The following is a 25,926-nucleotide window of genomic DNA, read 5'->3' as shown; positions in this document are numbered from 1 at the left end:
CCTACAGATTATTCATAGGCGGGCGGAAGGTGCCGGGACAGATATCATCTGACCGCAGATATTACTTCAGATAAGACAGATATGTTTTAGCTGCTCGATCAACTCGTGCTTCAATACTTTTTTAGCCTGCTGCTGATGCTGCGGGTACAGCAAGCCAGTTTTTTCGGTAGGCGATTATGCTTTCCGAAGGCTCTAAATATGAACCGTCCTCACACGTCATTTCAAAATCGTCAAATCCGAATTGGAAGCCGCAGCACGAGCAGATTTCATAGGAGTGATTCCCTTGGTCATCATATGCCGGTTCTGTCAGCCCTTTAAACCCGCAGACTGGGCAAATGTACTTCATCTAGCTTCCCTCCCTTTCGCCATAAAAAAAGCTGCCGGACATTCCGGCAGCTATTCGACAGCAACATATGTGGTGACATACGAAGGCCGGGAGAAAATGGACGTTGTGTCAACTCCGGCAGACGTGCCGCGTTTTTTGTGGGCTTCTTTGTATGAGCCTGACTGCTGCCAGTCTTGGAAGGATCTTTCTGTTTCCCACAAGGTGAGAATGACGTACGTGTCGCTGTCAAGCGGACGCAGGACACGAATGGCTTCAAAACCTGGCTCGTTTTCGACTTTTCCCGCTCTGTTTTTAAATCTGTTTTCAAACAGCGGCCGCCCTTCCTGTGTGACGGCTATATTGTTCAATACTGCGAAACCGGGATGCTTCATGTCCCCGACTTGGTCAATGACTTCATAGGAATGGGGGGCCTGAAAAACTGTTTCTCCGTTTGTTTCGTGAATTAAAATCGCATTTTCCTGTCCCTGCATCAAAAGCATATTTTCCGAGGAATGTTTTTGCACGATGTTTTTCAAAAAATCGGCTGTCCCATATGTAATATAAACCTTCATATCAGCCACCTCCTGCTTGCTAGTATATCAAAACAATGGTATAAGTTTCTATTGGCGACTGCTTCAAACATAAATCCAAACAATTTTTCCCATACTACCTTTAGAAAGGCGAGGTGAGTTCATGTTTAAGATAAAGAAAAAGAAACTTTTCATTCCCATCATTATTTTAGTGTTAACTGCTTTTCTCGCTTTAATAGGATATATTTCAATTATTTTTCTCGGTCATTATGTCATAGATGAAAAGAAGCTGATCCTTCACGCATCTTCAAAAATTGTTGACCAAAACGGGGATGAGGTCGCAAGTCTGTATACAGAAAATCGTGAACCGGTCTCTATCAATGAAATTCCGAAAGAGGTCAGAGAAGCGTTTATCTCAGTGGAAGATAAGAGATTTTATGAACACCACGGTATCGATGTGAAATCTGTCGGAAGAGCGGTGTACCGCGATATATTAGCAGGAGGAAAAGTAGAAGGCGCGAGCACGATCACCCAGCAGCTTGCCAAAAATATTTTTCTGACACATGACAAAACGTTTTTAAGAAAAACGAAAGAAGTGATCATAGCGATCAACCTTGAACGGGATTACAGCAAGGACAAGCTGCTGGAAATGTATCTGAACCAGCTATACTTCGGACACGGGGTTTATGGAATTCAAGCTGCATCCCATTATTATTTTAATAAGGAAGTTAAAGATTTAACCGTGTCAGAAGGCGCGGTCTTGGCTGCTATTCCGAAGGCGCCTTCTACGTATTCTCCTGTTTTGCATCCTGATAAAAGCAAGGATCGGCGTGATACGATTCTCGGCATGATGAATGACCAAGGCTATATCAGTGCGAAAGAGGCTGTCAGCGCGCAGGGGAGGACGCTCGGGCTGAACGTGAAAAAACAGTCGGAAACACCTTGGTTTGACAGCTATATTGACCTTGTGATCCAAGAAGCGGAGGACAAGTATTCCATTTCCGGAGAGCAGCTGCTTCAAGGAGGGTACACGATTAAGGTGCCGCTTGATTCAAAACTGCAAAAAACGGCATATCAAGTCATGAAGGAAGGCAGCTATTATCCCGGAACAGATCAAGATGCTGAAGGAAGCGCAGTCTTTATCAACAATAAAACAGGCGGTGTGGAAGCAGCGATCGGCGGAAGAGATTACACGGCTAAAGGATATAATCGTGTGACAGCTGTGCGCCAGCCGGGGTCAACGTTTAAGCCGCTGGCCGTATACGGACCTGCGATGCAGGAAAAGAAATTTAAGCCGTACTCTCTGTTAAAGGATGAATTACAATCCTACGGAGATTACACACCGAAAAACTATGACGGCCGTTATGAAGGGGAAGTCACGATGTCTGATGCCATCACTTACAGCAAAAACGCGCCTGCAGTGTGGACGCTGAATGAGATCGGTGTGGAAACGGGGAAATCTTATTTGAAGGCAAACGGCATTGATATACCGGATGAAGGGCTTGCTCTGGCTCTCGGCGGTTTGGAAAAAGGCGTATCACCCCTCCAGCTTGCCGGCGCTTTTCATACGTTTGCCGCGAATGGAACATACACCGAGCCGTACTTTATTTCAAACATAACAGATGAAGACGGGGAAACGATAGCCGATCATAAAGAAGAAGGAAAACGAGTATTCAGCAAACAGACGTCTTGGAACATGACGAGAATGCTTCAGCAGGTGGTTAAGAAGGGAACAGCAACGTCCGGCACCTATCACGGCGATCTTGCCGGGAAAACCGGTTCTACTTCATATACAGGCGTTTCCGGCGCAACAAAGGATGCCTGGTTTGCAGGTTATACGCCGAACATAACGGGAGCTGTCTGGATGGGCTATGACAAAACAGATCAAAACCATTACTTAAAAGGCGGAAGCGCATATCCGACCAGAATGTTTAAGGATATTTTGACACAGGCTGGCGAAACGGGTTCTGCGTTTGCGAAGCCTAAAAAAGTAAAAGAACTTGAAAGCCCAATTGAGCTTGAGCCTGTCAAAACGCTGACGGCTGACTATACATTTAGGGCAGCGGGGCTGTTTACGATTGAATTAAAATGGGATGCGCAAGAGGATGATCGGGCAGTGTACAGAATTTATGTAAATAAGGACGGCAAGGAAACGCTTCTTGATTCTGTTGAAGGAAAGGGAAGCTATGAGATCCCATATGCCAATTTGTTTTCGGGCGCTTCCTATAAAGTGGTGCCTTATAATACACAGACAAAAAAAGAAGGAGAAGGAACCGATTACGTTCAGCCGAAACTGTTTTCCTCTTAATGGAATTCGGCGATTTTTTGAACTTTGAGCCGCATTTCTATACCATTTGCCCAAAACGAGGTATAGTGTAATGGTCAAGGAACACGAACGTATGGTTGCAGTATGAAAGGTGGAAATCAGATGAGGAAACGAGAAACGTTTAACGAGACGTTTTTAAAAGCTGCGCGGGGAGAAAAAGCGGATCACACGCCTGTTTGGTACATGAGACAAGCCGGGCGCTCACAGCCGGAGTACCGTAAGCTGAAGGAAAAATACGGATTGTTCGAAATTACACATCAGCCCGAATTGTGTGCGTACGTCACAAGACTTCCGGTCGAGCAATACGGAGTCGATGCTGCAATCCTTTATAAAGATATTATGACGCCGCTTCCGTCGATCGGTGTGGATGTTGAAATTAAAAATGGAATCGGACCGGTGATTGATCAGCCGATTCGTTCACTGCAGGACATTGAAAAGCTCGGCAAGCTTGAGCCGGAACAGGACGTGCCGTACGTGCTCGAAACGATCAAACTGCTTGTCAATGAACAGCTTGACGTCCCGCTAATCGGTTTCTCTGGTGCGCCTTTTACGCTTGCCAGCTATATGATCGAAGGCGGGCCTTCGAAAAACTACAATAAAACAAAAGCCTTTATGTACAGCATGCCGGATGCCTGGAACCTGCTGATGACAAAGCTTGCCGACATGATTATCGTGTACGTAAAAGCGCAAATTAAGGCGGGCGCAAAAGCCATTCAAATCTTTGATTCATGGGTTGGCGCGCTGAATCAAGCGGATTACAGAACGTACATCAAACCGGTAATGAACCGGATTTTTTCTGAGCTGGCATCGGAAAATGTGCCGCTTATCATGTTTGGTGTAGGTGCCAGCCATTTAGCAACGGATTGGCATGACCTGCCTCTCGATGTTGTGGGGCTCGATTGGAGACTCGGCATTGATGAAGCCAGATCAAAAGGCATCACCAAAACGGTGCAAGGCAACCTGGACCCGTCCATTTTGCTTGCTCCTTGGGAAGTGATCGAGAAGAGAACGAAAGAGATTCTTGATCAAGGCTTAAAATCGGACAGCTTCATTTTTAACCTCGGGCACGGTGTATTTCCTGATGTCAGTCCGGAAGTGCTGAAAAAGCTGACTGCATTTGTACATGAATATTCTCAATCAAAGAAAATAGGCCAATACTCCTGAGCATATTTTTTGGTATCAGGATAAAAGCCTGTCAAAATTGTTTTGTGATAGATCATCTAAAGAGGGTGTAAACAGTGGGTAAAAAGAAAATGGGGCTTCTCATTATGGCGTACGGCACGCCTTACAAAGAAGAAGATATAGAGCGTTATTATACACATATCAGAAGAGGCAGAAAGCCTGAGCCTGAAATGCTTCAGGATCTGAAAGACAGATATGAAGCAATCGGGGGCATTTCGCCGCTTGCCAAAATCACAGAAGAACAGGCTTATAAGCTTGAACAGCACTTAAACGAGATTCAGGATGAGATTACGTTTAAAGCGTATATCGGGCTGAAGCATATCGAGCCGTTTATTGAAGACGCTGTGGCAGAGATGCATAAGGACGGCATTACAGAGGCGGTCAGCCTTGTATTGGCACCGCACTTCTCCACATTCAGCGTGCAGTCTTACAACAAACGTGCGAAAGAAGAGGCTGAAAAACTCGGGGGCTTAACAATTACGTCTGTCGAAAGCTGGTACGATGAGCCGAAGTTTGTGAAATATTGGGTTGATCAAGTAAAGGACACGTACGCGTCAATGCCGAAGGAAGAAAGAGAAAACGCGATGCTCATCGTTTCCGCGCACAGCCTTCCGGAAAAAATTAAAGAGTACGGAGATCCGTACCCGGATCAGCTTCATGAATCCGCGAAGCTGATCGCTGAAGGCGCAGGCGTATCTGAATACGCTGTCGGCTGGCAAAGTGAAGGCAATACGCCTGATCCGTGGCTCGGACCTGACGTGCAAGATCTGACACGTGATTTATTTGAACAAAAAGGCTATCAAGCATTTGTATATGCGCCTGTCGGATTTGTCGCGGACCATCTAGAAGTGCTTTATGACAATGACTATGAATGCAAAGTGGTGACTGACGATATCGGCGCCAGCTATTACCGGCCGGAAATGCCAAACGCTAAGCCGGCATTTATTGATGCTTTAGCAACAGTCGTTTTGAAAAAATTAGGACGTTAAAGAAGGCGATGAACATGAGTGACGGCAAAAAACATGTAGTCATCATCGGCGGCGGCATTACCGGTTTAGCCGCCGCCTTCTACATGGAAAAAGAAATCAGAGACAAAGATTTGCCGCTTGAGCTGACGCTTATTGAGGCAAGTCCGAGAGTAGGCGGAAAAATCCAGACAGTCAAGAAGGACGGCTATATCATCGAAAGAGGGCCTGATTCATTCCTGGAACGGAAAAAAAGCGCTCCGCAGCTTGTCAAAGACTTAGGTCTTGACCATCTGCTTGTGAACAATGCGACCGGACAATCTTACGTGCTTGTCAACCGCACTTTGCATCCGATGCCGAAGGGGGCTGTAATGGGAATACCGACAAAAATCGCGCCGTTCGTGTCAACGGGGCTGTTTTCTCTGTCAGGGAAGGCGCGAGCTGCAATGGATTTCATCCTGCCCGCAAGTAAATCAAAAGAGGATCAGTCACTGGGAGAATTTTTCCGCAGACGTGTCGGGGATGAAGTTGTCGAGAATTTAATCGAGCCGCTTTTATCAGGCATCTATGCAGGTGATATCGACAAACTCAGCCTGATGTCAACATTCCCGCAATTCTATCAGACGGAACAAAAGCACAGAAGCCTGATCCTGGGGATGAAAAAAACGAGACCTCAAGGCTCCGGCCAGCAGCTGACAGCCAAAAAACAAGGGCAGTTTCAGACGCTGACAACAGGCCTGCAGACGCTTGTCGAAGAGATCGAAAATCAACTAAAGCTGACAAAGGTATACAAAGGCACAAAGGTTACCAAGATTAGCCGAGAGGGCACGGGCTACTCGCTTGATCTTGATAACGGCGTATCACTTGATGCCGAATCAGTGATTGTAACAGCACCGCATAAAGCTGCCGCGGGAATGCTTTCCGATTTGCCGGCTGTTGCAAATCTGAAAAACATGCATTCCACATCTGTGGCGAATGTCGCCTTGGGTTTTCCGGAAGGCGCCGTCCAAATGGAGCATGAGGGCACGGGCTTTGTCATCTCAAGAAACAGTGATTTCGCGATCACAGCTTGTACGTGGACGAACAAAAAATGGCCGCACGCAGCGCCGGAAGGCAAAACACTGCTTCGGGCATATGTCGGAAAAGCCGGAGACGAATCCATCGTCGACCTCTCAGATAACGACATTATCAACATTGTGCTGGAAGACCTAAAGAAAGTAATGAAAATCAACGGTGAGCCGGAAATGACATGTGTCACGCGCTGGCATGAAAGCATGCCTCAGTACCATGTCGGCCATAAACGCCGTATCAATGAGCTCCGTGAAGCGCTGGCTTCCTCATATCCTGGTGTGTACATGACTGGCGCATCCTTCGAGGGTGTTGGAATCCCGGACTGTATCGATCAAGGAAAAGCAGCTGTGTCAGACGCGCTGAAATATTTATTCGACTAAAAAACCTCCGTACCCGGTACGGAGGTTTTTTGTGCCTAGATGATGGCAATATTGTGTAAAAAATGTTTGAATTGTTCAGCATGGTATGATACATTTGCATATGTACTTATTGACTAAAATGTTCAAATGGTCAGTTTTGAGGTGATATACAATGTCAATAGATCGAAAAAAGCTCATTTTGGAGGCTGCCACAAAGTCTTTCACACAGTTTGGCTATAAAGCGACGACAATGGATTTGGTGGCGAAGCTTGCGAACGTGGGAAAAGGAACCATCTATACGTTTTTCAAAAATAAAGAAGAGCTGTTTGATGATATTTTCTCTACGTTATTAAAAGAAATGAAGCAAAAAGCTGACGAAGCGATGGAGCCTGATCTCCCGTTCCATGAAAATGTTCACAGAGCGCTGTTTGCCATTCTTGAATTCAGGAAAACACATCAGCTGACGATTAAAATTTTTCAAGAAAATGCTGAGATTGGTACAATGGCAGTTCAGGACGTGATTCAGAAAATGGAGCGTTCCATTCTTTCTTATATTAAAAATAAGATAGAAGAGGGTGTCGAAAACGGAGATATCAAGCCGTGTGATCCTGAGCTGACGGCTTTTGTCATGTTGAAGCTTTATATCGCGCTCATTTTTGATTGGGAAAAACAGCATCCCCCGCTTGATAAAGAAACGATTGCGGAACTGCTTGAGTTGTATGTTGTCAAAGGATTGTCAGCCAACTAGATAATCCTTTCTCTTTACAAGAAAATGACCATTTTTCATGATGAGTCAGTTTTAGAATGGAGGCATCAGGATGAACACAATACGAAGTCAATGGAAAGACATCGTAACGAGTAAAAAATTATTGATTCCCATCATCGCCATTTTGTTTGTCCCGCTTATTTACAGCGGTGTTTTCTTAAAGGCCTATTGGGACCCGTACGGCACAGTTGACCAGCTGCCTGTCGTTGTCGTCAACCAGGATAAAGGAACGACATATGAGGGAGAAAAGCTACAAATCGGTGATGATCTGGTAAAAGAATTAAAGGATAATAAAAGCTTTGACTGGCATTTTTCCACTGATCTCGACCAATCGTTAAAGGACTTATTAAATCAAAAATACTATTTAGTAGTCGAGATTCCAGAAGACTTTTCTAAAAACGCCAGCACTGTAATGGACAAAAATCCGAAAAAACTGGATTTGAAATACCATACGAATGCCGGTTCAAACTATGTAGGAGCAACGATTGGCGAAAAAGCGATTGATAAACTGAAAGCTTCTGTTTCTAAAGAAGTGACCGAGCAATATACGAAAGTGATTTTTGATAACTTTAAAGATATTGCCAAAGGTCTCAGCGACGCGAGCAGCGGAGCGAAAAAAATTGATGACGGCACTAAGGACGCAAAAAACGGAAGCGCCAAGCTGAAAGAAAATCTGGAGAAGCTGACAGAAAGCACTGCGACAATCAGCGACAAAACGGCGCAGCTTGCAGAAGGAGCAGCTAAAGTAACAAGCGGCATTCAATCGCTTGACAGCTCGCTCGGCAAATTCCAGGACAGCAGCAATACCATTTATGAAAATTCAGGAAAAATTGCCGCGGGATCAAGTGAGCTGACAGGAAGGCTGAATGAACTTCTAGCCGGCCAGCAGACATTGCAGCAGGGATTTCCAAAGATTACAAACGGGCTGGATCAGCTTAATACAAAGGCCGCAGAGGCTTCTCAGAAAGTAGAAAAAGCAGAGAAGGTCATAAACGCAGTCGATTTGACACAGCTTGAAACAGCTGTCAGCAACCTTGAAAAATCTGAAACTGCCATGAATGAATTTAAAAAGCAGCTGACAGAGTTTGAAAACAGCTTGAAAAACCGTGATCAGGCATTTAAAAATGTGATCAATTCAAGCGAGTTCTTAACAGCGGAACAAAAAAGCCAGCTGATCAATTCTGTTGAGAAGAAGCTTCCGCAAGTAGATGCGCCTGATTTTGATCAAATCATTAGCCGGCTCCCTTCAGTGGATCAGCTTCCTGACATTTCAACGATTAAAGCTTCTCTGGAAGATGTAAAAGAGCAGGCGGCACAGCTGAAAGCAATGCCGGAAGCTACATCTAAGCTTTATAACGGTGCAAAAGCGACGCAAGATGCAATTGACAAATTAACTGAAGGAACCGAGAAGATATACAACGGTTCACAGCAGATCACAGATAGCCAAAATAAACTGACAGCCGGTATTGGAGAATACAATAAACAGTTTGCAAAAGCAAAAGCGGGCTCAGAACAATTGGTGACAGGCGGCAGCCAAGTGTCGGGCGGCTTACTGAAACTGTTAGACGGTTCTAAACAAGTTCAAAATGGATCATCAAAACTCGCTGAGGGATCTGAATCGCTTGATACAGGTTTAGGCAAGCTATTGGACGGCACAGGACAGCTGTCTAATAAGCTGAATGATGCGGCTGATCAAACAGGGGATATCAGCGCTGATGATAAAACATACGGTATGTTTGCGGATCCGGTCAAAACTAATGACGACGCGATTCATTCCGTCCCTAACTACGGAACAGGGCTGACGCCTTATATCCTATCAATGGGCTTGTATGTCGGCGGCATTATGCTGACGGTCGTATTCCCGCTGAAAGAAGCATCAGGCCGTCCGAGAAACGGATTTGAGTGGTTCTTCAGTAAATTTAATGTCATGATGCTCGTTGGAATCATTCAATCGCTGATTGTGGCGACGGTCTTGCTTCTGGGAATTGGTCTCGAGGTTGAGAGCACGTGGAGGTTTTACGTGTTTACGATCATTACGAGTCTCGCTTTTCTTGCAATGATTCAATTTTTGGCCACGACGATGGGCAATCCGGGCCGGTTTATTGCAGTCATTATTTTAGTGCTGCAGCTCGGGGCCAGCGGAGGAACCTTCCCATTAGAATTGCTTCCGAATTTCTATCAGGTGATCCATGGCGCGCTGCCGATGACCTACAGCATAAACGGGTTCAGAGCGGTGATTTCAAACGGAGATTTCGGCTACATGTGGCAGATGGCCGGTGTCTTAATCGGCATTGCTCTAGTCATGATCGCGCTGAGCATTACCTACTTTACGATCTTAAGCCGGAAGGAAGACACTTCAGAAGAACAGCCGGCTTCCTAATGAAAAAGACCTTGTTTCTCAGGAAACAAGGTCTTTTTTGATTTAACATCCCCATTTAATCAGAAGTCCGGTATACGTTAATCCTCCGCCGAATCCGAAAAGCATCAGGGTTTGGTCTTTTTTCAGCTTCCCGGCTTTCACTGCCAGATCAAGGGCCAAAACAATAGAGACTGAGGATGTATTTCCGTAGTATTCGACACTGGTGAGTGTTTGTTCAATCGGAAACGGTGTTTTTTCACAAATCGATTCGATCATGCGCAAGTTGGCGCTGTGGGGAACAAACCAATCAAGATCATCACGGCTGAGCCCTGCTTTGTGTAAAAGATGTTCAAATTCACGGGGAATGGTTCTTGCGGCCCACTTATACACTTCGCGTCCGTTTTGGACCATTTTCCCGGAATCCGCAAGCGGCATGCCGTTGAGTTCGCTCCGCAGTCCGGCCCTATACAAAATATCTGCACCTTTTCCATATGTTCCTTGGACGGAGGCGAGGAATCCCGGTGCCTCTTCAGTTCGTTCAACCAATAGTGCGCCCGCAGCATCGCCGAACAGAACGCATGTCGTTCGATCTGTATAATCAGTCACTTTTGACAATGTTTCTCCGGCGATGACGAGAATTTTTTGATGAAGCCCGGATGTAATCAATCCGTTTGCCAAATGGAGACCGTATGTCAGTCCTGCGCATGTCGCATTGATATCTAACGCGCCGGTGTTCTCCCAGCCGAAATATTCCTGCACCCGGCAAGCCGTACTCGGAAAGGCATAATCTGCTGTTGTTGTGGCGACGAGAATCATATCCACATCTTCAAGTGTTCCTTCGTAACGGCTCTTGAGATCTTTGACTGCTTCAATGCATAGGTCTGAAGTGAACTGCTGCTCATCGGCAATCCGCCGTTCTCTCATTCCTGTGCGCTGAACAATCCATTCATCAGACGTATCTACGATTTTTTCCAGATCCGCATTGGTTAAACGCCGGGTCGGCGCATAGGTGCCGATTGCTGTAATGTTTGCTTTTGACATAATAACACAACTCCTTTTATTATCAGATTATAACACTAGATATTAGTATCTGGTACTAAAAAGAGGATTTTTGATAAAAAAAGAGAAACTGTCAGTAGAAAACCAGAAAAGGAGGAAAAAAATGGTCAGTCAAGGAGCGATAGCCTCTATGATTATTTCCGGGGTTATTGCGTTTTTGTTGCCGATCGGACTGATGATATGGTTTAGGCGAAAGTATCATGCTCCGATTAAGGTGTTTTTTATTGGCGCTCTTACGTTTTTTGTTTTTGCTCAGCTGTTGGAGGGCGGCGTTCATGTTTATGTTCTGCAAATGAATGAAACGACGAAAGAAGTGATGAAGCATCCAGTCTGGTATGCCATTTACGGATGCTTGATGGCCGGGATTTTTGAGGAGTGCGGAAGGTATATCATGATGCGTTTCTTTATGAAGCGCCGTCTTTCTTGGGCGGACGGTCTGGCCTTCGGAGCGGGCCACGGCGGTCTGGAGGCGATACTAATAACCGGCTTGTCCAGCATTACGCTTATCGTGTACGCTTTTGCGATCAATAGCGGCACTTTTGAACAGCTTTTGATTAATCAAGATGTGAAGCAGGCACTTATGCCGATTCAGGCGCAGCTGCTGAATACACCTTCGTATGAATGGCTGCTCGGCGGAATTGAAAGAATCAGCGCCATCTCTGTTCAAATCGGTCTGTCACTATTTGTGCTGTATGCGGTTAAAAGCCGCCGGCCGCTGTTTTTGCTGTATTCGATTCTCTTACACGGGCTGTTTAATGTACCGGCGGTTTTATACCAAAAAGGAGTGATAGAACATGCGGCGGCTGTTGAACTCATCGTTGCTGGGATAGCTGCGGCATCAGTGGTTTGGATTGTAAAGGCAAAAAGGCTGTTTCAATAAAAAATCCAAGCAGCAGTAACAGCCCGCTTGGAAAAATGAAATATTCGTTTAGGCATGGGGTATCAGAATATTTCTGACTCAGTCCTTAGCAATGACAGCAAGAGTGGCAGCGTTTTTTGCAAGAGCAATGTCTTTTCTTTTTCTTCTTTTTCTCGCAAGGGTCATGGCATTCTTTCTCTTTCTTGCAATGGTCGTGGAAATCCTTATCGAACCACTCGTCAAAGAACCAAAAATCATCAAACCAAAAATTACAATGATGTTTCCGTTCATGTGAATGACGACAGCACATAGATATCCCTCCTCTTCCCATGCTCTCTACAGCATATGCTAGATTGATAGGAAAAGATTGGACGGGTTCAGCGGGAAAAGAGTATATTTTAAATAGAAAATAAAAGGAGGAATGTCCTATGACGTCCGTTCGTAAAACAATGGAGCTGATTAAAGAACTCGTTTCTATTCCAAGTCCGACAGGGAATACATATGAGGTGATCAAATACGTTGAAAACCTTTTAAAAGAATGGAAGGTCGAAACGGTTCTGAACCATAAGGGCGGTTTGATCGCCACGCTTCCGGGCCGCGATACATCCCGTCACCGAATGCTGACGGCGCACGTTGACACCTTGGGCGCGATGGTGAAAGAAATTAAAGCTGACGGCCGGCTGAAAATCGATTTGATCGGCGGTTTCCGCTATAACTCGATCGAAGGGGAGTATTGCCAAATTGAAACGGCTTCAGGGAAAACGTATACGGGCACCATTTTAATGCATCAAACGTCTGTGCACGTGTACAAAGACGCGGGAAAAGCGGAGCGCAATCAAGAGAATATGGAAATCCGCCTGGATGAGCCTGTGCACTGCCGTAAGGATACGGAAGAGCTTGGCATTGGCGTCGGAGATTTTGTTTCGTTTGATCCCCGTGTTGAGATCACATCAAGCGGATTCATTAAATCACGCCATTTAGATGACAAAGCAAGTGTGGCCTTGTTGCTTCGCTTAATCCATCAAATTCAAACAGAAGAAATTGAACTGCCGTATACGACTCATTTTCTGATTTCTAATAATGAAGAAATCGGATATGGCGGAAACTCTAATATTCCTGCTGAAACTGTTGAATACTTGGCGGTGGATATGGGGGCTATCGGCGACGGCCAGGCGACAGACGAATATTCGGTTTCGATTTGTGTGAAGGATTCGAGCGGTCCGTATCATTATCAGCTGAGAAAGCATTTGGTCGATTTAGCTGAAAAGCACCATATTGACTATAAGCTTGATATTTACCCGTATTACGGGTCGGACGCCTCAGCAGCGATCAAATCCGGGCATGATATTGTGCACGGCCTGATCGGGCCGGGAATTGACGCTTCGCACGCTTTTGAGCGCACGCATAAGTCTTCTCTCCGCCATACAGCGAAGCTCCTGTATTATTATGTGCAATCACCGATGGTATAAGAGGGAGAAAACAAATGAAAATCTATGAACTGAAAAGCACTTTCGGCTGGGAAGGCGATGAAGGTCTTGGAGAACAGCTGATCCAGCAAATCCTTGCTGGAGAAAAAACGGCCACCTGCGCGCCGAAATCATTATATTCAAAAGATGAACTGAGTGATGTATATCAAACAGCGGGACAGCTTGTAACCGTTTATGATAAACATGATCATCCGAGATGCAATATAAAAGTGACAGATGTGTTTGAAACGACCTTTGGAGCGCCTGATAGGAGGTTAGTCAAAGGAGAGGGCAACGGAGACCGAATTGATGAATTTCAAGAGGACCATCGAAGAGCATGGGCGGAGCTGATCAAAAATGGCGAAATGGAACTGAATGAGGACACTGTTTTGATTACAGAGCTGTTTGAGCTTGTCCAAGATTAAAAAAAGCCTGCGGGGCGTTGAGAACCCCGCAGGCTTTTTGATTAACCGGAAATGGTTGCGTTTTGATCTGCTTTAGATTGGCTCATGACAGCTTCCGCTTTTGCAGGATTAAACATGCCTTCCCATTTAGACATTACAACGGCAGCAAGTGCGTTACCAGTCAGGTTTACAACTGTACGTGCCATGTCCATAATGCGGTCTACACCGGCAATAAAGGCAAGTCCTTCTGCCGGAACACCGATCGTGCCCAGTGTTGCAAGCAAGACGACAAAAGAAGTTCCCGGAACGGCAGCCATTCCTTTAGATGTCACCATCAAAACTAATACAAGCGTAATTTGGTGCCAAATTGTTAAATCAATGCCGTATACTTGTGCAAGAAACAGCGCTGCAATAGATTGATAGAGAACGGAGCCGTCTAAGTTAAACGTATATCCAATCGGGATAACGAAAGACACAATACCTTTCGGACAGCCGATTTTCTCCATTTTTTCCATGATGCGCGGAAGAACGGTTTCAGAGCTGGACGTACTGAACGCCAATAAAATTTCGTCCTTCATGTAAGCCAGGAATTTGAAGATGCTGATACCGGCAATTTTTCCGACAATCCCAAAAATGACAATTAAGAAGAAAGCCAGTGCGACATATACCAATCCGACAAGCTTTCCGAGAGATAGAAGAGAACCGAGTCCGAATTTAGAGACAGTAACTCCGATTAGAGCAAAAACCCCGAATGGCGCTACTTTCATCACAAGGTTTACCACATGGAACATCGAATGGGAAACGCCTTCAAAAAAGGCTAATACTGGCTTGCCTCTTTCACCGATCGCGGAAATTCCCAATGCAAATAGTACGGTAAAGAAGATGATGGCAAGAAGATCCCCTTCGACCAAGGATTGGAAGAAGTTTGTCGGCACAATGTGCAGGAATGTCTCTGCCACTGATTTATTGCTTTGTTCTTTTTCTGTTTCAACATATTGACTGATGTCTGTTTTTTGAGCTTCGTGTATATTAACTCCTGTACCCGGGTGGAAGATGTTTGCAAGGGCTAGTCCGAGAATGATGGCAAAGGTCGTAATAATCTCAAAGTACAGAATTGTTCTGAAGCCTAATTTACCAACTTGCTTTCCATTTCCGGCTCCGGCTACACCGATGATTAAACTGGAGACAACAATAGGAATCACTATCATTTTGATTAAGCGTAAAAAGAGATCCCCGATTGGCTGCAGATAAGTAGGCAGTGCTGGGTTGCCGTACCAAATAACGCCAGCAATAACACCTAGAATAAGTCCAACGAATATTTGCGTAGCTAATCCAAACCTAATTCTTTTCATAGATTACCTCCCAAAAAACAAAGTATCAACATATATCATGAATAGACATATATTTAATCTCACTATTAGATCAAATTATAATAGATAAGAAATAGGTTCGTCTATAGTAAATTATATTTTGAAAATATAGAATATTCAAAAATATCAAGTGAATCACCAGAATTATCTAAAAACAGGTGAGCTTTGACCCAACCTGATTATTATTTCAATATAAAGAGAAGTTAGAAGAATAAGAAAATCTCACACTGTATGCGTGAGATTTTCGCCTCTTTACATATCGCTTACTTTTATACAGTCGTTGCAAATATTACCATAACACTCATGCTGCTCATCAATCTTTTTTCCGCATTCCGCGCACTTTTTCGAAGGCAGGTTTCTAAAAAATTCAGTAATTTTCCCTAGCATAACCAATCCCTCTTTCCCCTTTGTAATGTTTTCATTGTAATATAACAGAAAGTAAAATTCAACATCTGTTTTGATACAATGTTTAAAACATGCTTTTTTTTAGAAAAATGGGTATATTGAAGGAGGATCAATTTTCTTTGAAAAGAAGGAGGACATTATGAAAGTTACAGTTATCGGATGCTACGGCGGTTTTCCGGCCGCAAATGAAGCGACGTCGGGTTACTTGTTTCAATCGAGGGATTTTTCATTGTTAGTGGACTGCGGAAGTGCCGTGTTATCTAAGCTGTTTGGATATGTCCCGGCGGAAAAGCTGGACGCGGTGGTTCTGTCTCATTATCACCATGACCATATTGCGGACATCGGGCCGCTGCAATTTGCGAAGCAAGTCGGATCATTCCTCGGCAAAGGAGAACACTCGCTTCCGATTTACGGACATGATGCTGATATAGAACAGTTTCAAAAGCTTACATATAAAACGCATACGAAAGGGATTGCCTATCAGCCTGATCAGCAGCTGACTGTCGGTCCGTTTACGATCACCTTTTTAAAGACGGTTCACCCGGTGACTTGTTATGCGATGCGGATTACTGACGGCAGCCATACTGTTGTGTATACTGCTGATTCCAGCTATCAGGATTCATTTATTCCGTTTTCGGAAAACGCTGATTTATTGATCTCAGAATGTAATTTTTATGCTGATCAAGACGGGACAAGCGCAGGCCATATGAACAGCTTGGAAGCAGGGCGAATTGCAGAAGAAGCGGGAGCGGGCGGGCTGCTGCTGACCCATCTGCCTCATTTCGGCGTGCATGACAACCTTCGCAAAGAAGCCAAGACCGTTTTTAACGGGAAAGTGAACATTGCGAAATCTGGTTTTGTGTGGGAAGGATAAAGGAGGAGCACGATGTTATTTATTGACAATCAAAATATCAATGATCCGCGGATCAATCTTGCTATCGAGGAGTATTGCCTTAAATATTTAGACCCTGAACAGCCGTATTTGCTTTTTTACGTGAATCAGCCGTCTATCATCATCGGAAAAAACCAAAATACAATAGAAGAAATCAATACAAAGTATGTAGAGGAAAACGGAATTATCGTCGTCCGCCGTTTATCTGGCGGCGGGGCTGTGTATCATGATTTAGGGAATTTAAATTTCAGCTTTATCACGAAGGATGACGGTGAAAGCTTTCATAACTTCAAAAAATTCACTGAGCCGGTGATTCAAGCGCTACATCAGCTCGGAGTTGAAGCGGAATTAAGCGGCCGGAATGATATTGTGGTAGATGGCCGCAAAATATCAGGTAACGCCCAATTTGCCACAAGAGGCCGCATCTTCAGCCATGGCACCCTCATGTTTGATTCAGCCATTGATCATGTTGTGTCCGCTTTAAAAGTCAAAAAGGATAAAATTGAATCAAAGGGCATCAAATCAATCAGAAGCCGTGTGGCAAACATCAGTGAGTTTCTTGATGATAAAATGACGACCGAAGATTTCCGCAGTCATTTGCTCAAACATATTTTCAATACAAATCACATTCAAGATGTGCCGGAGTATAAGCTGACTGAAAAAGATTGGGAAGTCATTCGCAAAATCTCGGAAGAACGCTATCAAAATTGGGACTGGAACTACGGCCGCTCACCTAAATTTAACCTGAACCATTCAAAGCGTTATCCGGTCGGGTCCATTGATTTGCGTTTGGAAGTAAAAAAAGGGAAAATTGAAGACTGCAAAATTTTCGGCGATTTCTTCGGTGTGGGCGATGTGTCGGAAATCGAAAACCTGCTGATTGGAAAGCAATATGAGCGCAGTGTGATCGCTGATGCGCTGGCTGATGTGAATCTGAAGCATTATTTTGGGAACATTACGAAAGAAGATTTTCTTGATCTGATTTATTAATGTAAAACACATTGTTTGAAAGGAAATTTGTGTTTTGAAATAATGGAGGCAGGAGGGATTCACATGAAAGTGTTTTTAATCGGAGCGAACGGACAAATCGGACAAAGACTTGTTTCTTTATTCAAAGAGAATGCTGATCATTCCGTCAGAGCGATGGTCAGAAAAGAAGAACAGAAAGCATCTTTGGAAGCGGCCGGCGCGGAAGCTGTGCTAGCAAATCTAGAAGGAAGCCCGGAAGAAATCGCAGCTGCGGCAAAAGGCTGTGACGCGATTATTTTTACGGCGGGTTCCGGCGGGAGCACAGGCTATGATAAAACGCTGCTGGTGGATCTTGACGGAGCGGCAAAAGCAATAGAGGCTGCGGAAATCGCGGGAATCAAACGTTTTATTATGGTCAGCGCCCTGCAGGCCCACCGCCGTGAAAATTGGAATGAGGCACTTAAACCTTATTACGTGGCCAAGCATTATGCTGATAAAATTCTGGAATCCAGCGGCTTAGCCTATACGATTATACGTCCGGGAGGCCTTCGCAATGAACCGGGAACAGGAACGGTTTCCGCAGCCCCAGATCTAGAGCGGGGTGATATATCACGTGATGACGTTGCGACAGCAGTCATTGCCTCTTTAGATGAAACCAACACGGAAAATCGGGCTTTTGATCTCACTGAAGGAGATACACCGATTGCCGAAGCTTTGAAGAATCTATAACACTACTGACACTCGGGGCTTTTTGCTCTTGAGTGTTTTTTTGTGTTTCTCTATAATGAAAAGGAAAGCTTATCTTCAATAATGAATGACTACTCATTCACTTTAAGGGGTGGGAGAATGAATCTGGTTTCAAAATTAGAAGAGACAGCATCTGAGAAGCCGGACAGCATCGCATGCAGGTTTAGGGATCAAGTGATTACTTACAAGGATCTGAATGACAATATTCAGCGTTTTGCGGACGGCCTTCAGGAAGCGGGTATGGAAAAAGGGGATCACCTTGCTTTGCTGCTTGGCAATTCGCCTGATTTTGTCATCGCATTTTTCGGCGCATTAAAGGCCGGTATTGTGGTGGTGCCGATCAATCCGACGTACACGCCGACAGAAATCGGCTATATGCTGACAAACGGCGATGTCAAAGCAATCGTAGGAGTAGATCAGCTTTTGCCGATTTATGAAAGCATGCACGAATCTTTGCCAAAGGTCGAACTCGTCATTTTATGCCGGACAGGAGAAACTGAGCTGGAAGCTTCAGATCCTGAGGTCAGAATGAAAATGACAACGTTTACAAAAATGTTGCGTCCGACACCCGGTGCTGCACGCCATCCAGAGGTTGTGCCTGATGATACTGCGGTAATTTTATATACGTCAGGAACAACGGGAAGACCGAAAGGCGCGATGCTGACCCACCAGAATTTGTTCAGCAATGCAAACGATGTCGCCGGGTATTTGGGAATGGATGAGAAAGACAATGTGGTTTGCGCTCTTCCGATGTTTCATGTTTTTTGCTTAACTGTCTGCATGAACGCTCCGCTGATGAGCGGCGCATGCGTGCTGATTGAACCGCAGTTCAGCCCCGCATCTGTTTTTAAGCTTGTAAAGCAGCGGCAGGCAACGATTTTTGCCGGCGTGCCTACGATGTATAACTATTTATTCCAGCATGAAGAAGGCAAGGCAGATGATTTTTCTTCTATTCGCCTGTGCATCTCGGGTGGTGCGGCCATGCCGGTCGCGCTGCTTACGGCATTTGAAGAGAAATTCGGCGTCACCATTTTGGAGGGCTACGGGCTTTCGGAAGCATCGCCTGTCACATGCTTTAACCCGTTTGACAGAGGGAGAAAACCAGGCTCCATCGGGACAAGTATTTTGCATGTCGAAAACAAGGTCGTCGATCCGCTCGGCCGAGAGGTCCCTGATCACCAGGTGGGCGAATTGATCGTAAAAGGGCCCAATGTGATGAAGGGCTATTATAATATGCCGATGGAAACGGAGCACGCTTTAAAGGACGGATGGCTTTATACGGGAGACCTGGCAAGGCGGGATGAGGACGGTTATTTTTACATTGTTGACCGGAAAAAAGACATGATTATTGTAGGCGGCTACAATGTGTATCCGCGTGAAGTGGAAGAGGTCCTGTACAGCCACCCGGACGTAAAGGAGGCTGTTGTCATCGGCGTGCCTGATGCTGAAAGCGGCGAAGCGGTAAAGGGATATGTCGTACCGAAACGGTCTGGTGTCACAGAAGAAGAAATGATGGCGCATTGTGAAAAGCATCTGGCAAAATACAAACGGCCTGCCGAGATCATCTTTCTTGATGAGATTCCGAAAAATGCGACAGGCAAAATGCTCAGACGGGCGCTCAAAGATATGCTGCCTCATTAATGTGAAAAAAGCGAAGCCAGTGGGCTTCGCTTTTTTCATTGTTAATCCTTTGCTTCTTTTTTAATGATAGTTTGCAGCGCTTTGGTATCGTTTCGCGTTAATTTGTAATACGTGCCGTCTTTCAAAAAAATGGCCTGCTGGCTGTCGTCAATCCATAATCTGAATGAGTCAAATCTGTCTTTATGAAATTTAATCGTGCCTTCGTAATCAGGAGCTGATGTTTTTTCGGTTTTCAGCTGCTTTCCCTGATTCATAATGTCCAGCATATCTTTGACGTGCTGTCTTTTTTCGATTTCAATCTTTTCCCGCCCGTCTGAAGACAGGGTGATCAATTCCGCATCAACCGATTGATATACATCGCCTGACCGGCTGTAAAGGTAGAAAAATGCAATAAACACAAGACCGATAACAACGATGGCTGCTACTATTTTTTTCATCTGCATCACTCCAAACATTTGCTAGTTTCTCCAGCAAAGGGCGATTCCATGCGAAAAAGTCCGAACTCACAGCTTGGTTCTAAGAAATTGAATTTATGATTACAATAGAAGTAATGGGTCTAGATGTGAGGAGTGAGGCGTTATGCGCAAGTGGATTGCGGGTGCAGGGCTTGCATATGTGCTGTATGGGCTTTTTTTCTATTGGTATTTCTTTATGTCCGGCGATTCCGCTGTGCCGGAGGCCGTGAAAGGAACACAGGCTGACCCGGCTTCTTTCATGAAGCCGTCTCAATTGGCTGTCGCCGAACAGTATTCTGATGTGAAGAACTTTTTATTTTTTATCAGTATTCCTCTTGATTGGTTTCTGTTTTTTGTATTGCTGACCAGCGGTGTTTCAAAGAAAATCAAGCAATGGATGGAAGCGGCTGTGCGTTTTCGTTTTTTGCAGATCATCGGTTTCGTGTTTGTGCTTTCGCTGATCACGGCTCTGGTGACGCTGCCTTTGGATTGGATAGGCTATCAGGTATCACTTGATTACAATATTTCGACGCAGACAGCCTCCAGCTGGGCTAAAGATCAAGTCATTGATTTTTGGATCAGTTTTCCGATCTTTACACTTTGCGTGCTGGTGTTTTATTGGCTGATCAAAAAGCATGAAAAAAAATGGTGGTTTTACGCCTGGCTGTTAACAGTGCCGTTTTCGCTGTTTCTGTTTTTTATTCAGCCGGTGATTATTGATCCTTTATACAATGATTTTTATCCGCTGAAAAACAAAGAGCTGGAAAGCAAAATTTTAGCACTGGCCGAAGAAGCAGATATTCCGGCTGATCATGTATATGAAGTGAATATGTCAGAGAAAACAAACGCGCTTAATGCCTATGTGACAGGAATTGGGGCTAATAAGCGGATTGTTCTATGGGATACGACGCTCAATAAACTCGACGATTCAGAAATTCTCTTTATTATGGGGCACGAAATGGGCCATTATGTCATGAAGCACGTGTATATCGGATTGGCTGGCTATTTAATCGTGTCGCTAGCGGGATTTTATGTGGTCGATAAGCTTTACAAGCGGGGGGTACGGCTTGCACGCAATCTGTTTCATGTAGAGAGCCGGCGTGATCTTGCGGCATTGCCGCTGTTATTGCTTATCGTATCTGTTTTGAGCTTTGCTGTTACGCCTTTTTCTAATGCTGTTTCCCGCTATCAGGAGAATAAGGCTGACCAATATGGGATTGAGCTGACAGGGGACAGCGAAGCCGCAGTCAGAACGTTTCAGGTTTTGGCTGTTACGGGGCTGAGCCAGGTTGATCCGCCTTTTCTCGTGAAACTTTTCAGAGGGAGCCATCCTTCGATCATGGAACGGATTCAACATGCGGAAACCGAAGAAAATACCTCAGAACACCCGGACTCAGAACAGGGGGACGACCAATAAAAAAAGAAGCAGGTATGGAGTGACCTGCTTCTCTTTTATCTTATTGTGCAGCTGCTTGAACGTTGATTAACCCTTTTCCATAGTAGAAAGAGCTGCCAAGGTTTGTCGCAGTGCTTTCTAAACGATCACGGACTTGCGCATTTGACCAAGTCGGATGTTTAGAAAGGATTAAAGCTGCTGCTCCGGCAACGTGAGGTGTCGCCATTGAGGTTCCGTTGTAAGAGCCGTATGTGCCGCCAGGAAGTGTGCTTTGGATCGACACGCCTGGAGCCATAACGTCAAGCTCAGAACCTGCGCTTGAGAAAGAAGCTCTTTGGTTGCTGCTGTTTACTGCGCCTACTGCAATAGTAGAAGGATATTTTGCAGGGTAGCCGACTGTGCTTGTGCTTCCTGAACTTCCTTCGTTTCCGGCTGCGGCAACAACGACGATACCGCTTGCAACCGCTTTATCGACTACTGTTTTCAACGCTGTAGACCCAGTAGGTCCGCCAAGACTCATGTTGATGACATCCATGTTGTTAGAAATCGCCCATTCAATACCGTTAATAATCCAGCTGTATTGGCCGCTTCCTGTAGAATCAAGCACTTTTACTGCATATAATGATGCGCTAGGCGCTACGCCCAGAACACCAATTGTGTTATTAAGAGCGGCAACAGTACCGGCTACATGCGTGCCGTGAGAACTGCCGTCTTGGTATGGGTTTGTTTCAGAAGGTACGAAGCTTGCTCCGCCTCGAACGTTTAAGTCAGGATGAGAAGAGTCAATTCCGCTGTCGATGACAGCTACTTTTACATTAGAGCCTGTGTAGCCTTGAGAGTGAAGAGCCGGCGCTTTAATTTGAGAAATGCCGTAAGGAACAGATTGCGCATATTCATGTGCAACATGATCTTCTTCCACATAAGCAACACTCGGATCTTTTTTCAGTTCTTTTACAGCTTTTTCATCCAATGTTGCTGTGGCTGCATTTACATACTTAAATTGCTTTTGAACTTTCCCGCCTTTTTCAGAAATAACATCTTTTTTCTTGGCGGTGCTCATAGCTCCCATTGTCTGTTTAAACCCGACAATGTACTTCTTTTCTTCACTGTTTTTTCCGGCAGCCTGTGCAGACATGTTGCTGAATGCCATCGTGAAGATTAGCGTGAACGCAAACAACAAGCTGATCCACAATTTTTTGCTTCTCACTCTTTACCCTCTCCTTTACAATTTCAGAGCAGCCTATTAATAGACTATTCTGTGAATTTATTGTAATAGATTGGATACTATTTTAGTAGACCCATTTTTTTGAGATTGTTTTATTTCTATTTAGGTATATCATCTCTCGTTATTTCTATAGAGACTCGAAATAACTGCATTCATACAGAAAAGAACGAAAATAGACATGAGTAAATAATCATTATGTTGAAATTTCATGTTTTTTCAGGTTAAATCCTCCCGCGACCAGAAAAAACCCTGTCGAATAAATCAGTTCCATTGACCTGCATGTTTTTCTATGAGATCAATGGATATTATCGTGATATTTTTTCCATGCATGCTGAAAAAAGTATTCTGATCAATATGGTTTACAGAAAATTCTAATATAAAATGTACTTCTTAACAGCATATAGAGAGAAGGAAACGAGATGAACATTCGTCAAGCTTTACCAGCAGATGCGGCAGCTATAGCACCGCTGTTTAATCAGTATCGGGAATTTTATAAGCAGGCGTCGGATCTGGAAGGAGCGGAGGCTTTTTTGAAAGCACGCCTGGAAAAGGAAGAGTCTGTTATTTTTATCGCAGAAGAAAATGGGGAATTCATTGGTTTTACACAGCTTTATCCAGCCTTTTCTTCCGTGGCTATGAAAAGAATCTACATATTAAATGATTTATTCGCCGCTTCTTCTGTACGAAAAAAGGGAGTTGGCCGGCGGCTGCTTTCCGCTGCAAAGGATTATGCCGCGGAAAACGGAGCGAAATGTTTAAAGCTGCAGACGGAACATCACAACCGGACGGCAAGAAGTTTATATGAGCAAAACGGCTATGAAGAGGAAACCGCATTTGTGCATTACAGCCTTAATGTGCCGGAGAAATGAAAATAGAGGCCTCATGATTTGGTTTTTTGGCCGATGTTCGGTTACGATAAAGATGAAAAGGAGTGTGCCGAATGTCAACGTTATTTCAAGCATTGCTGGCAGAAAAAAATGCAGATGATGTTTCAGTCAATATCAAAACCATATCAACAGAGGATTTGCCGAAAGACGGCGTGCTGATTAAAACAGCATATTCAGGCATCAACTACAAAGACGGCTTGGCCGGAAAAGCGGGCGGCAATATTGTCAGAGAATATCCGCTTATTTTAGGCATTGATGCTGCAGGTACGGTTGTCTCTTCAAATGATCCGCGTTTTGCCGAAGGGGATGAAGTCATTGCGACAAGCTATGAGCTTGGTGTCTCACGTCATGGCGGATTAAGCGAATATGTTTCAGTGCCTGGCGACTGGCTGGTGCCTTTGCCAAAGAACCTTTCGCTGCAGGAAGCGATGGCGTACGGAACGGCGGGGTTTACAGCGGCGTTATCTGTGCATCGTCTTGAACAGAACGGACTCTCTCCTGAAAAAGGGAGCGTGCTTGTCACCGGAGCAACCGGCGGTGTCGGCGGAATTGCAATAACGATGCTCAGCAAACGCGGCTACAACGTGGTCGCAAGCACAGGAAACCGGGAGGCGGCTGACTATTTGAAGCAGCTCGGTGCTGATGAAGTAATCAGCAGGGAAGATGTCTATGACGGTAAACGTAAGGCGCTGTCCAAGCAGCAATGGCAAGGAGCTGTCGATCCTGTAGGCGGTAAGCAGCTTGCCTCGCTTTTAAGCAAAATCCAATACGGCGGATCTGTCGCGGTGAGCGGTCTAACGGGCGGGGGAGAGGTTCCTGCAACGGTGTATCCGTTTATTCTTCGCGGAGTCAGCCTGCTGGGGATAGACTCAGTCTATTGTCCAATGGATCTTAGAGCGGCGGTTTGGGAGCGCATGGCCTCCGATCTTAAGCCTGAACAGCTTCTGACAATCATAGACAAGGAAGTCTCATTAACAGAAGCACCTGATGCGCTAAAAGATATCTTGCAAAATCACATTCAAGGAAGAGTCCTTGTAAAACTGTAAAATTGAAGTTTCAGCTTGCAGAAAACACGATGCTTTTTCTGCAAGCTTTTTTGTTTGATTCTAGAATATGCAAGTGCATCTCATAGCAACAGAGAAACGATACTTCGATGTGAAACTTTCTATACTGATTTTCAATAATAATAGTGATAATGATTATCATTCCGTGTTATACTATCTTTTGGACATCTTAATTGAGAAACTACATACAGGAGAGACTGGAATGTTATGAAAAAAACACTGATTATTCTTACAGTTTTACTTCTTTCTGTTTTGACTGTGGCTTGTTCTTCTTCAGCCGGCCATCAAAACAGTGAAGAAAATAAAGCAGCGGTAACACATGATTTAGGGAAAACGAACGTGCCTGAGCATCCGAAGCGGGTCGTTGTGCTTGAGCTTGGCTTTATCGACACTTTGCTTGATCTCGGCATTACGCCTGTTGGAGTGGCGGATGACAATAAAGCAAAGCAGCTGATCAACAAGGATGTACTGAAAAAAATTGACGGCTACACTTCTGTCGGCACACGGTCACAGCCAAGCATGGAAAAAATCGCTTCGCTAAAACCGGATTTGATTATTGCAGACACGACCCGTCATAAGAAGATATATGATCAGCTGAAAAACATCGCGCCGACGATCGCGCTTAATAATTTAAATGCTGATTATCAGGATACAATTGACGCTTCTCTTACCATTGCCAAAGCAGTCGGCAAAGAGAAGGAAATGGAGAAAAAGCTGACAGCGCATGAAGAAAAAGTGAATGAAACAAAGAGAAAGATCAGTGCGAACAGCCAATCTGTGCTTTTGATTGGAAATACAAATGATACGATTATGGCCAGAGATGAAAATTTCTTCACATCGAGACTTTTAACACAAGTCGGCTATCAATATGCGATCAGCACGTCCGATAACAAAAAAACCGGTAATGGCGGCGACTCTGTGAACATGAAAATGACACTTGAGCAGCTGCTGAAAACAGACCCGGATGTAATCATACTGATGACAGGAAAAACAGACGACATTGACGCGGACGGCAAACGCCCGATCGAAAAAAATGTTCTGTGGAAGAAGCTGAAGGCAGTGAAAAACGGGCATGTGTACCATGTTGACCGTCAGGTATGGTCTCTGCGCCGCAGTGTGGACGGAGCGAATGCGATTTTAGATGAGCTTCAAAATGATATGGCAGCAGAAAATAAATAAAAACAGACAGGCAAACGCCTGTCTT

The 25,926-nt window shown here is 44.8% G+C and carries 24 protein-coding genes and 1 pseudogene; 18 read left to right on the top strand and 7 right to left on the bottom strand.

Annotation, left to right across the window (positions count from 1 at the left end; translation table 11 throughout):
- Positions 1 to 66 precede the first annotated feature (66 nt).
- Positions 67 to 346, bottom strand: a pseudogene (locus DIC78_RS04560) (hypothetical protein).
- 50 nt (positions 347 to 396) lie between these two features.
- On the bottom strand, positions 397 to 897 hold the full coding sequence (hmoB, locus tag DIC78_RS04555) for a heme-degrading oxygenase HmoB (protein WP_024120788.1): 501 nt from the start codon (positions 895 to 897) through the stop codon (positions 397 to 399).
- Between the two features lie 121 nt (positions 898 to 1,018).
- On the opposite strand from hmoB, the gene DIC78_RS04550 reads away from it, so the two are divergent.
- The 6 genes from DIC78_RS04550 to DIC78_RS04525 all read left to right on the top strand — a co-directional run bounded on the left by DIC78_RS04550 (position 1,019) and on the right by DIC78_RS04525 (position 9,904).
- The gene (locus DIC78_RS04550; protein WP_127695550.1) at positions 1,019 to 3,163 is read left to right on the top strand and encodes a transglycosylase domain-containing protein; all 2,145 of its coding nucleotides are present in this window, start codon (positions 1,019 to 1,021) and stop codon (positions 3,161 to 3,163) included.
- Between the two features lie 120 nt (positions 3,164 to 3,283).
- Positions 3,284 to 4,345, top strand: coding sequence for a uroporphyrinogen decarboxylase (gene hemE, locus DIC78_RS04545; RefSeq protein ID WP_095713706.1), 1,062 nt, complete (start codon positions 3,284 to 3,286; stop codon positions 4,343 to 4,345).
- A gap of 74 nt (positions 4,346 to 4,419) precedes the next feature.
- On the top strand, positions 4,420 to 5,352 hold the full coding sequence (gene hemH, locus DIC78_RS04540; RefSeq protein WP_106020617.1) for a ferrochelatase: 933 nt from the start codon (positions 4,420 to 4,422) through the stop codon (positions 5,350 to 5,352).
- Between the two features lie 14 nt (positions 5,353 to 5,366).
- A complete protein-coding gene (gene hemY / locus DIC78_RS04535; protein ID WP_101863793.1) occupies positions 5,367 to 6,779 on the top strand; it encodes a protoporphyrinogen oxidase in 1,413 nt (470 codons plus the stop codon).
- 151 nt (positions 6,780 to 6,930) lie between these two features.
- Positions 6,931 to 7,506, top strand: a complete 576-nt coding sequence (locus DIC78_RS04530) for a TetR/AcrR family transcriptional regulator (RefSeq protein ID WP_010333611.1) — start codon at positions 6,931 to 6,933, stop codon at positions 7,504 to 7,506.
- A 70-nt stretch (positions 7,507 to 7,576) separates the two neighbouring features.
- The gene (locus DIC78_RS04525; protein ID WP_106020615.1) at positions 7,577 to 9,904 is read left to right on the top strand and encodes a YhgE/Pip domain-containing protein; all 2,328 of its coding nucleotides are present in this window, start codon (positions 7,577 to 7,579) and stop codon (positions 9,902 to 9,904) included.
- 42 nt (positions 9,905 to 9,946) lie between these two features.
- Here the strand turns inward: DIC78_RS04525 and fabHB are convergent, their stop codons facing one another.
- Complete coding sequence (fabHB, locus tag DIC78_RS04520; RefSeq protein WP_106020614.1) at positions 9,947 to 10,924, bottom strand: beta-ketoacyl-ACP synthase III FabHB; 978 nt, start codon at positions 10,922 to 10,924, stop codon at positions 9,947 to 9,949.
- A gap of 121 nt (positions 10,925 to 11,045) precedes the next feature.
- Between fabHB and DIC78_RS04515 the strand changes: the two genes are divergently transcribed.
- The 4 genes from DIC78_RS04515 (at position 11,046) to DIC78_RS04500 (ending at position 13,692) form a co-directional block, all read left to right on the top strand.
- Entirely contained in the window at positions 11,046 to 11,822 is a 777-nt protein-coding gene (locus tag DIC78_RS04515; protein ID WP_095713702.1) for a YhfC family intramembrane metalloprotease, read from the top strand.
- Between the two features lie 91 nt (positions 11,823 to 11,913).
- The gene (locus tag DIC78_RS21745; protein ID WP_081638270.1) at positions 11,914 to 12,096 is read left to right on the top strand and encodes a hypothetical protein; all 183 of its coding nucleotides are present in this window, start codon (positions 11,914 to 11,916) and stop codon (positions 12,094 to 12,096) included.
- A gap of 133 nt (positions 12,097 to 12,229) precedes the next feature.
- Positions 12,230 to 13,270, top strand: coding sequence for a M42 family metallopeptidase (locus DIC78_RS04505; RefSeq protein WP_106020612.1), 1,041 nt, complete (start codon positions 12,230 to 12,232; stop codon positions 13,268 to 13,270).
- A gap of 14 nt (positions 13,271 to 13,284) precedes the next feature.
- Positions 13,285 to 13,692, top strand: a complete 408-nt coding sequence (locus tag DIC78_RS04500) for an ASCH domain-containing protein (protein ID WP_106020611.1) — start codon at positions 13,285 to 13,287, stop codon at positions 13,690 to 13,692.
- 41 nt (positions 13,693 to 13,733) lie between these two features.
- Here the strand turns inward: DIC78_RS04500 and gltT are convergent, their stop codons facing one another.
- Together gltT and yhfH are read right to left on the bottom strand one after the other, a co-directional pair.
- Positions 13,734 to 15,023 carry a glutamate/proton symporter GltT gene (gltT, locus tag DIC78_RS04495; protein WP_024120798.1) on the bottom strand — a complete coding sequence of 430 codons (1,290 nt, stop codon included), beginning with the start codon at positions 15,021 to 15,023 and terminating at the stop codon, positions 13,734 to 13,736.
- Between the two features lie 270 nt (positions 15,024 to 15,293).
- Positions 15,294 to 15,428 carry a protein YhfH gene (gene yhfH / locus DIC78_RS04490; RefSeq protein WP_024120799.1) on the bottom strand — a complete coding sequence of 45 codons (135 nt, stop codon included), beginning with the start codon at positions 15,426 to 15,428 and terminating at the stop codon, positions 15,294 to 15,296.
- 157 nt (positions 15,429 to 15,585) lie between these two features.
- Between yhfH and DIC78_RS04485 the strand changes: the two genes are divergently transcribed.
- The 4 genes from DIC78_RS04485 to DIC78_RS04470 all read left to right on the top strand — a co-directional run bounded on the left by DIC78_RS04485 (position 15,586) and on the right by DIC78_RS04470 (position 19,695).
- Entirely contained in the window at positions 15,586 to 16,320 is a 735-nt protein-coding gene (locus tag DIC78_RS04485; RefSeq protein WP_127695548.1) for an MBL fold metallo-hydrolase, read from the top strand.
- Between the two features lie 12 nt (positions 16,321 to 16,332).
- The gene (gene lplJ, locus DIC78_RS04480; RefSeq protein ID WP_101863799.1) at positions 16,333 to 17,328 is read left to right on the top strand and encodes a lipoate--protein ligase; all 996 of its coding nucleotides are present in this window, start codon (positions 16,333 to 16,335) and stop codon (positions 17,326 to 17,328) included.
- Between the two features lie 63 nt (positions 17,329 to 17,391).
- A complete protein-coding gene (locus DIC78_RS04475) occupies positions 17,392 to 18,036 on the top strand; it encodes an SDR family oxidoreductase (protein ID WP_127695546.1) in 645 nt (214 codons plus the stop codon).
- A gap of 117 nt (positions 18,037 to 18,153) precedes the next feature.
- Entirely contained in the window at positions 18,154 to 19,695 is a 1,542-nt protein-coding gene (locus DIC78_RS04470; protein ID WP_127695544.1) for a fatty acid--CoA ligase family protein, read from the top strand.
- 41 nt (positions 19,696 to 19,736) lie between these two features.
- Here DIC78_RS04470 and DIC78_RS04465 read toward each other — a convergent pair whose 3' ends face one another.
- Positions 19,737 to 20,132 carry a YhfM domain-containing protein gene (locus DIC78_RS04465; protein WP_024120804.1) on the bottom strand — a complete coding sequence of 132 codons (396 nt, stop codon included), beginning with the start codon at positions 20,130 to 20,132 and terminating at the stop codon, positions 19,737 to 19,739.
- A gap of 142 nt (positions 20,133 to 20,274) precedes the next feature.
- Here DIC78_RS04465 and DIC78_RS04460 point away from each other — a divergent pair, with 142 nt between their 5' ends.
- On the top strand, positions 20,275 to 21,567 hold the full coding sequence (locus DIC78_RS04460) for a M48 family metallopeptidase (RefSeq protein WP_127695542.1): 1,293 nt from the start codon (positions 20,275 to 20,277) through the stop codon (positions 21,565 to 21,567).
- 40 nt (positions 21,568 to 21,607) lie between these two features.
- On the opposite strand, the gene aprE is transcribed toward DIC78_RS04460, so the two are convergent.
- Positions 21,608 to 22,753 carry a subtilisin AprE gene (aprE, locus tag DIC78_RS04455; RefSeq protein WP_095713695.1) on the bottom strand — a complete coding sequence of 382 codons (1,146 nt, stop codon included), beginning with the start codon at positions 22,751 to 22,753 and terminating at the stop codon, positions 21,608 to 21,610.
- Between the two features lie 437 nt (positions 22,754 to 23,190).
- Between aprE and DIC78_RS04450 the strand changes: the two genes are divergently transcribed.
- From DIC78_RS04450 to DIC78_RS04440, 3 genes are all read left to right on the top strand, one after another.
- Positions 23,191 to 23,640 (top strand): GNAT family N-acetyltransferase, encoded by a 450-nt coding sequence (locus DIC78_RS04450; RefSeq protein WP_106020605.1) that lies wholly within the window; start codon positions 23,191 to 23,193, stop codon positions 23,638 to 23,640.
- Positions 23,641 to 23,711: 71 nt separating this feature from the next.
- On the top strand, positions 23,712 to 24,704 hold the full coding sequence (locus DIC78_RS04445) for an NADPH:quinone oxidoreductase family protein (RefSeq protein ID WP_103672343.1): 993 nt from the start codon (positions 23,712 to 23,714) through the stop codon (positions 24,702 to 24,704).
- Between the two features lie 225 nt (positions 24,705 to 24,929).
- Complete coding sequence (locus DIC78_RS04440; RefSeq protein ID WP_106020604.1) at positions 24,930 to 25,901, top strand: ABC transporter substrate-binding protein; 972 nt, start codon at positions 24,930 to 24,932, stop codon at positions 25,899 to 25,901.
- The last annotated feature ends 25 nt before the right edge of the window (positions 25,902 to 25,926 follow it).

Origin of the sequence: Bacillus halotolerans (genome assembly GCF_004006435.1) — a bacterium.
In the GTDB taxonomy this organism is placed as follows: domain Bacteria; phylum Bacillota; class Bacilli; order Bacillales; family Bacillaceae; genus Bacillus; species Bacillus halotolerans.
The sequence above is the reverse complement of the archived record's forward strand: the minus strand, read 5'-3'. Positions and strand labels throughout refer to the sequence as shown.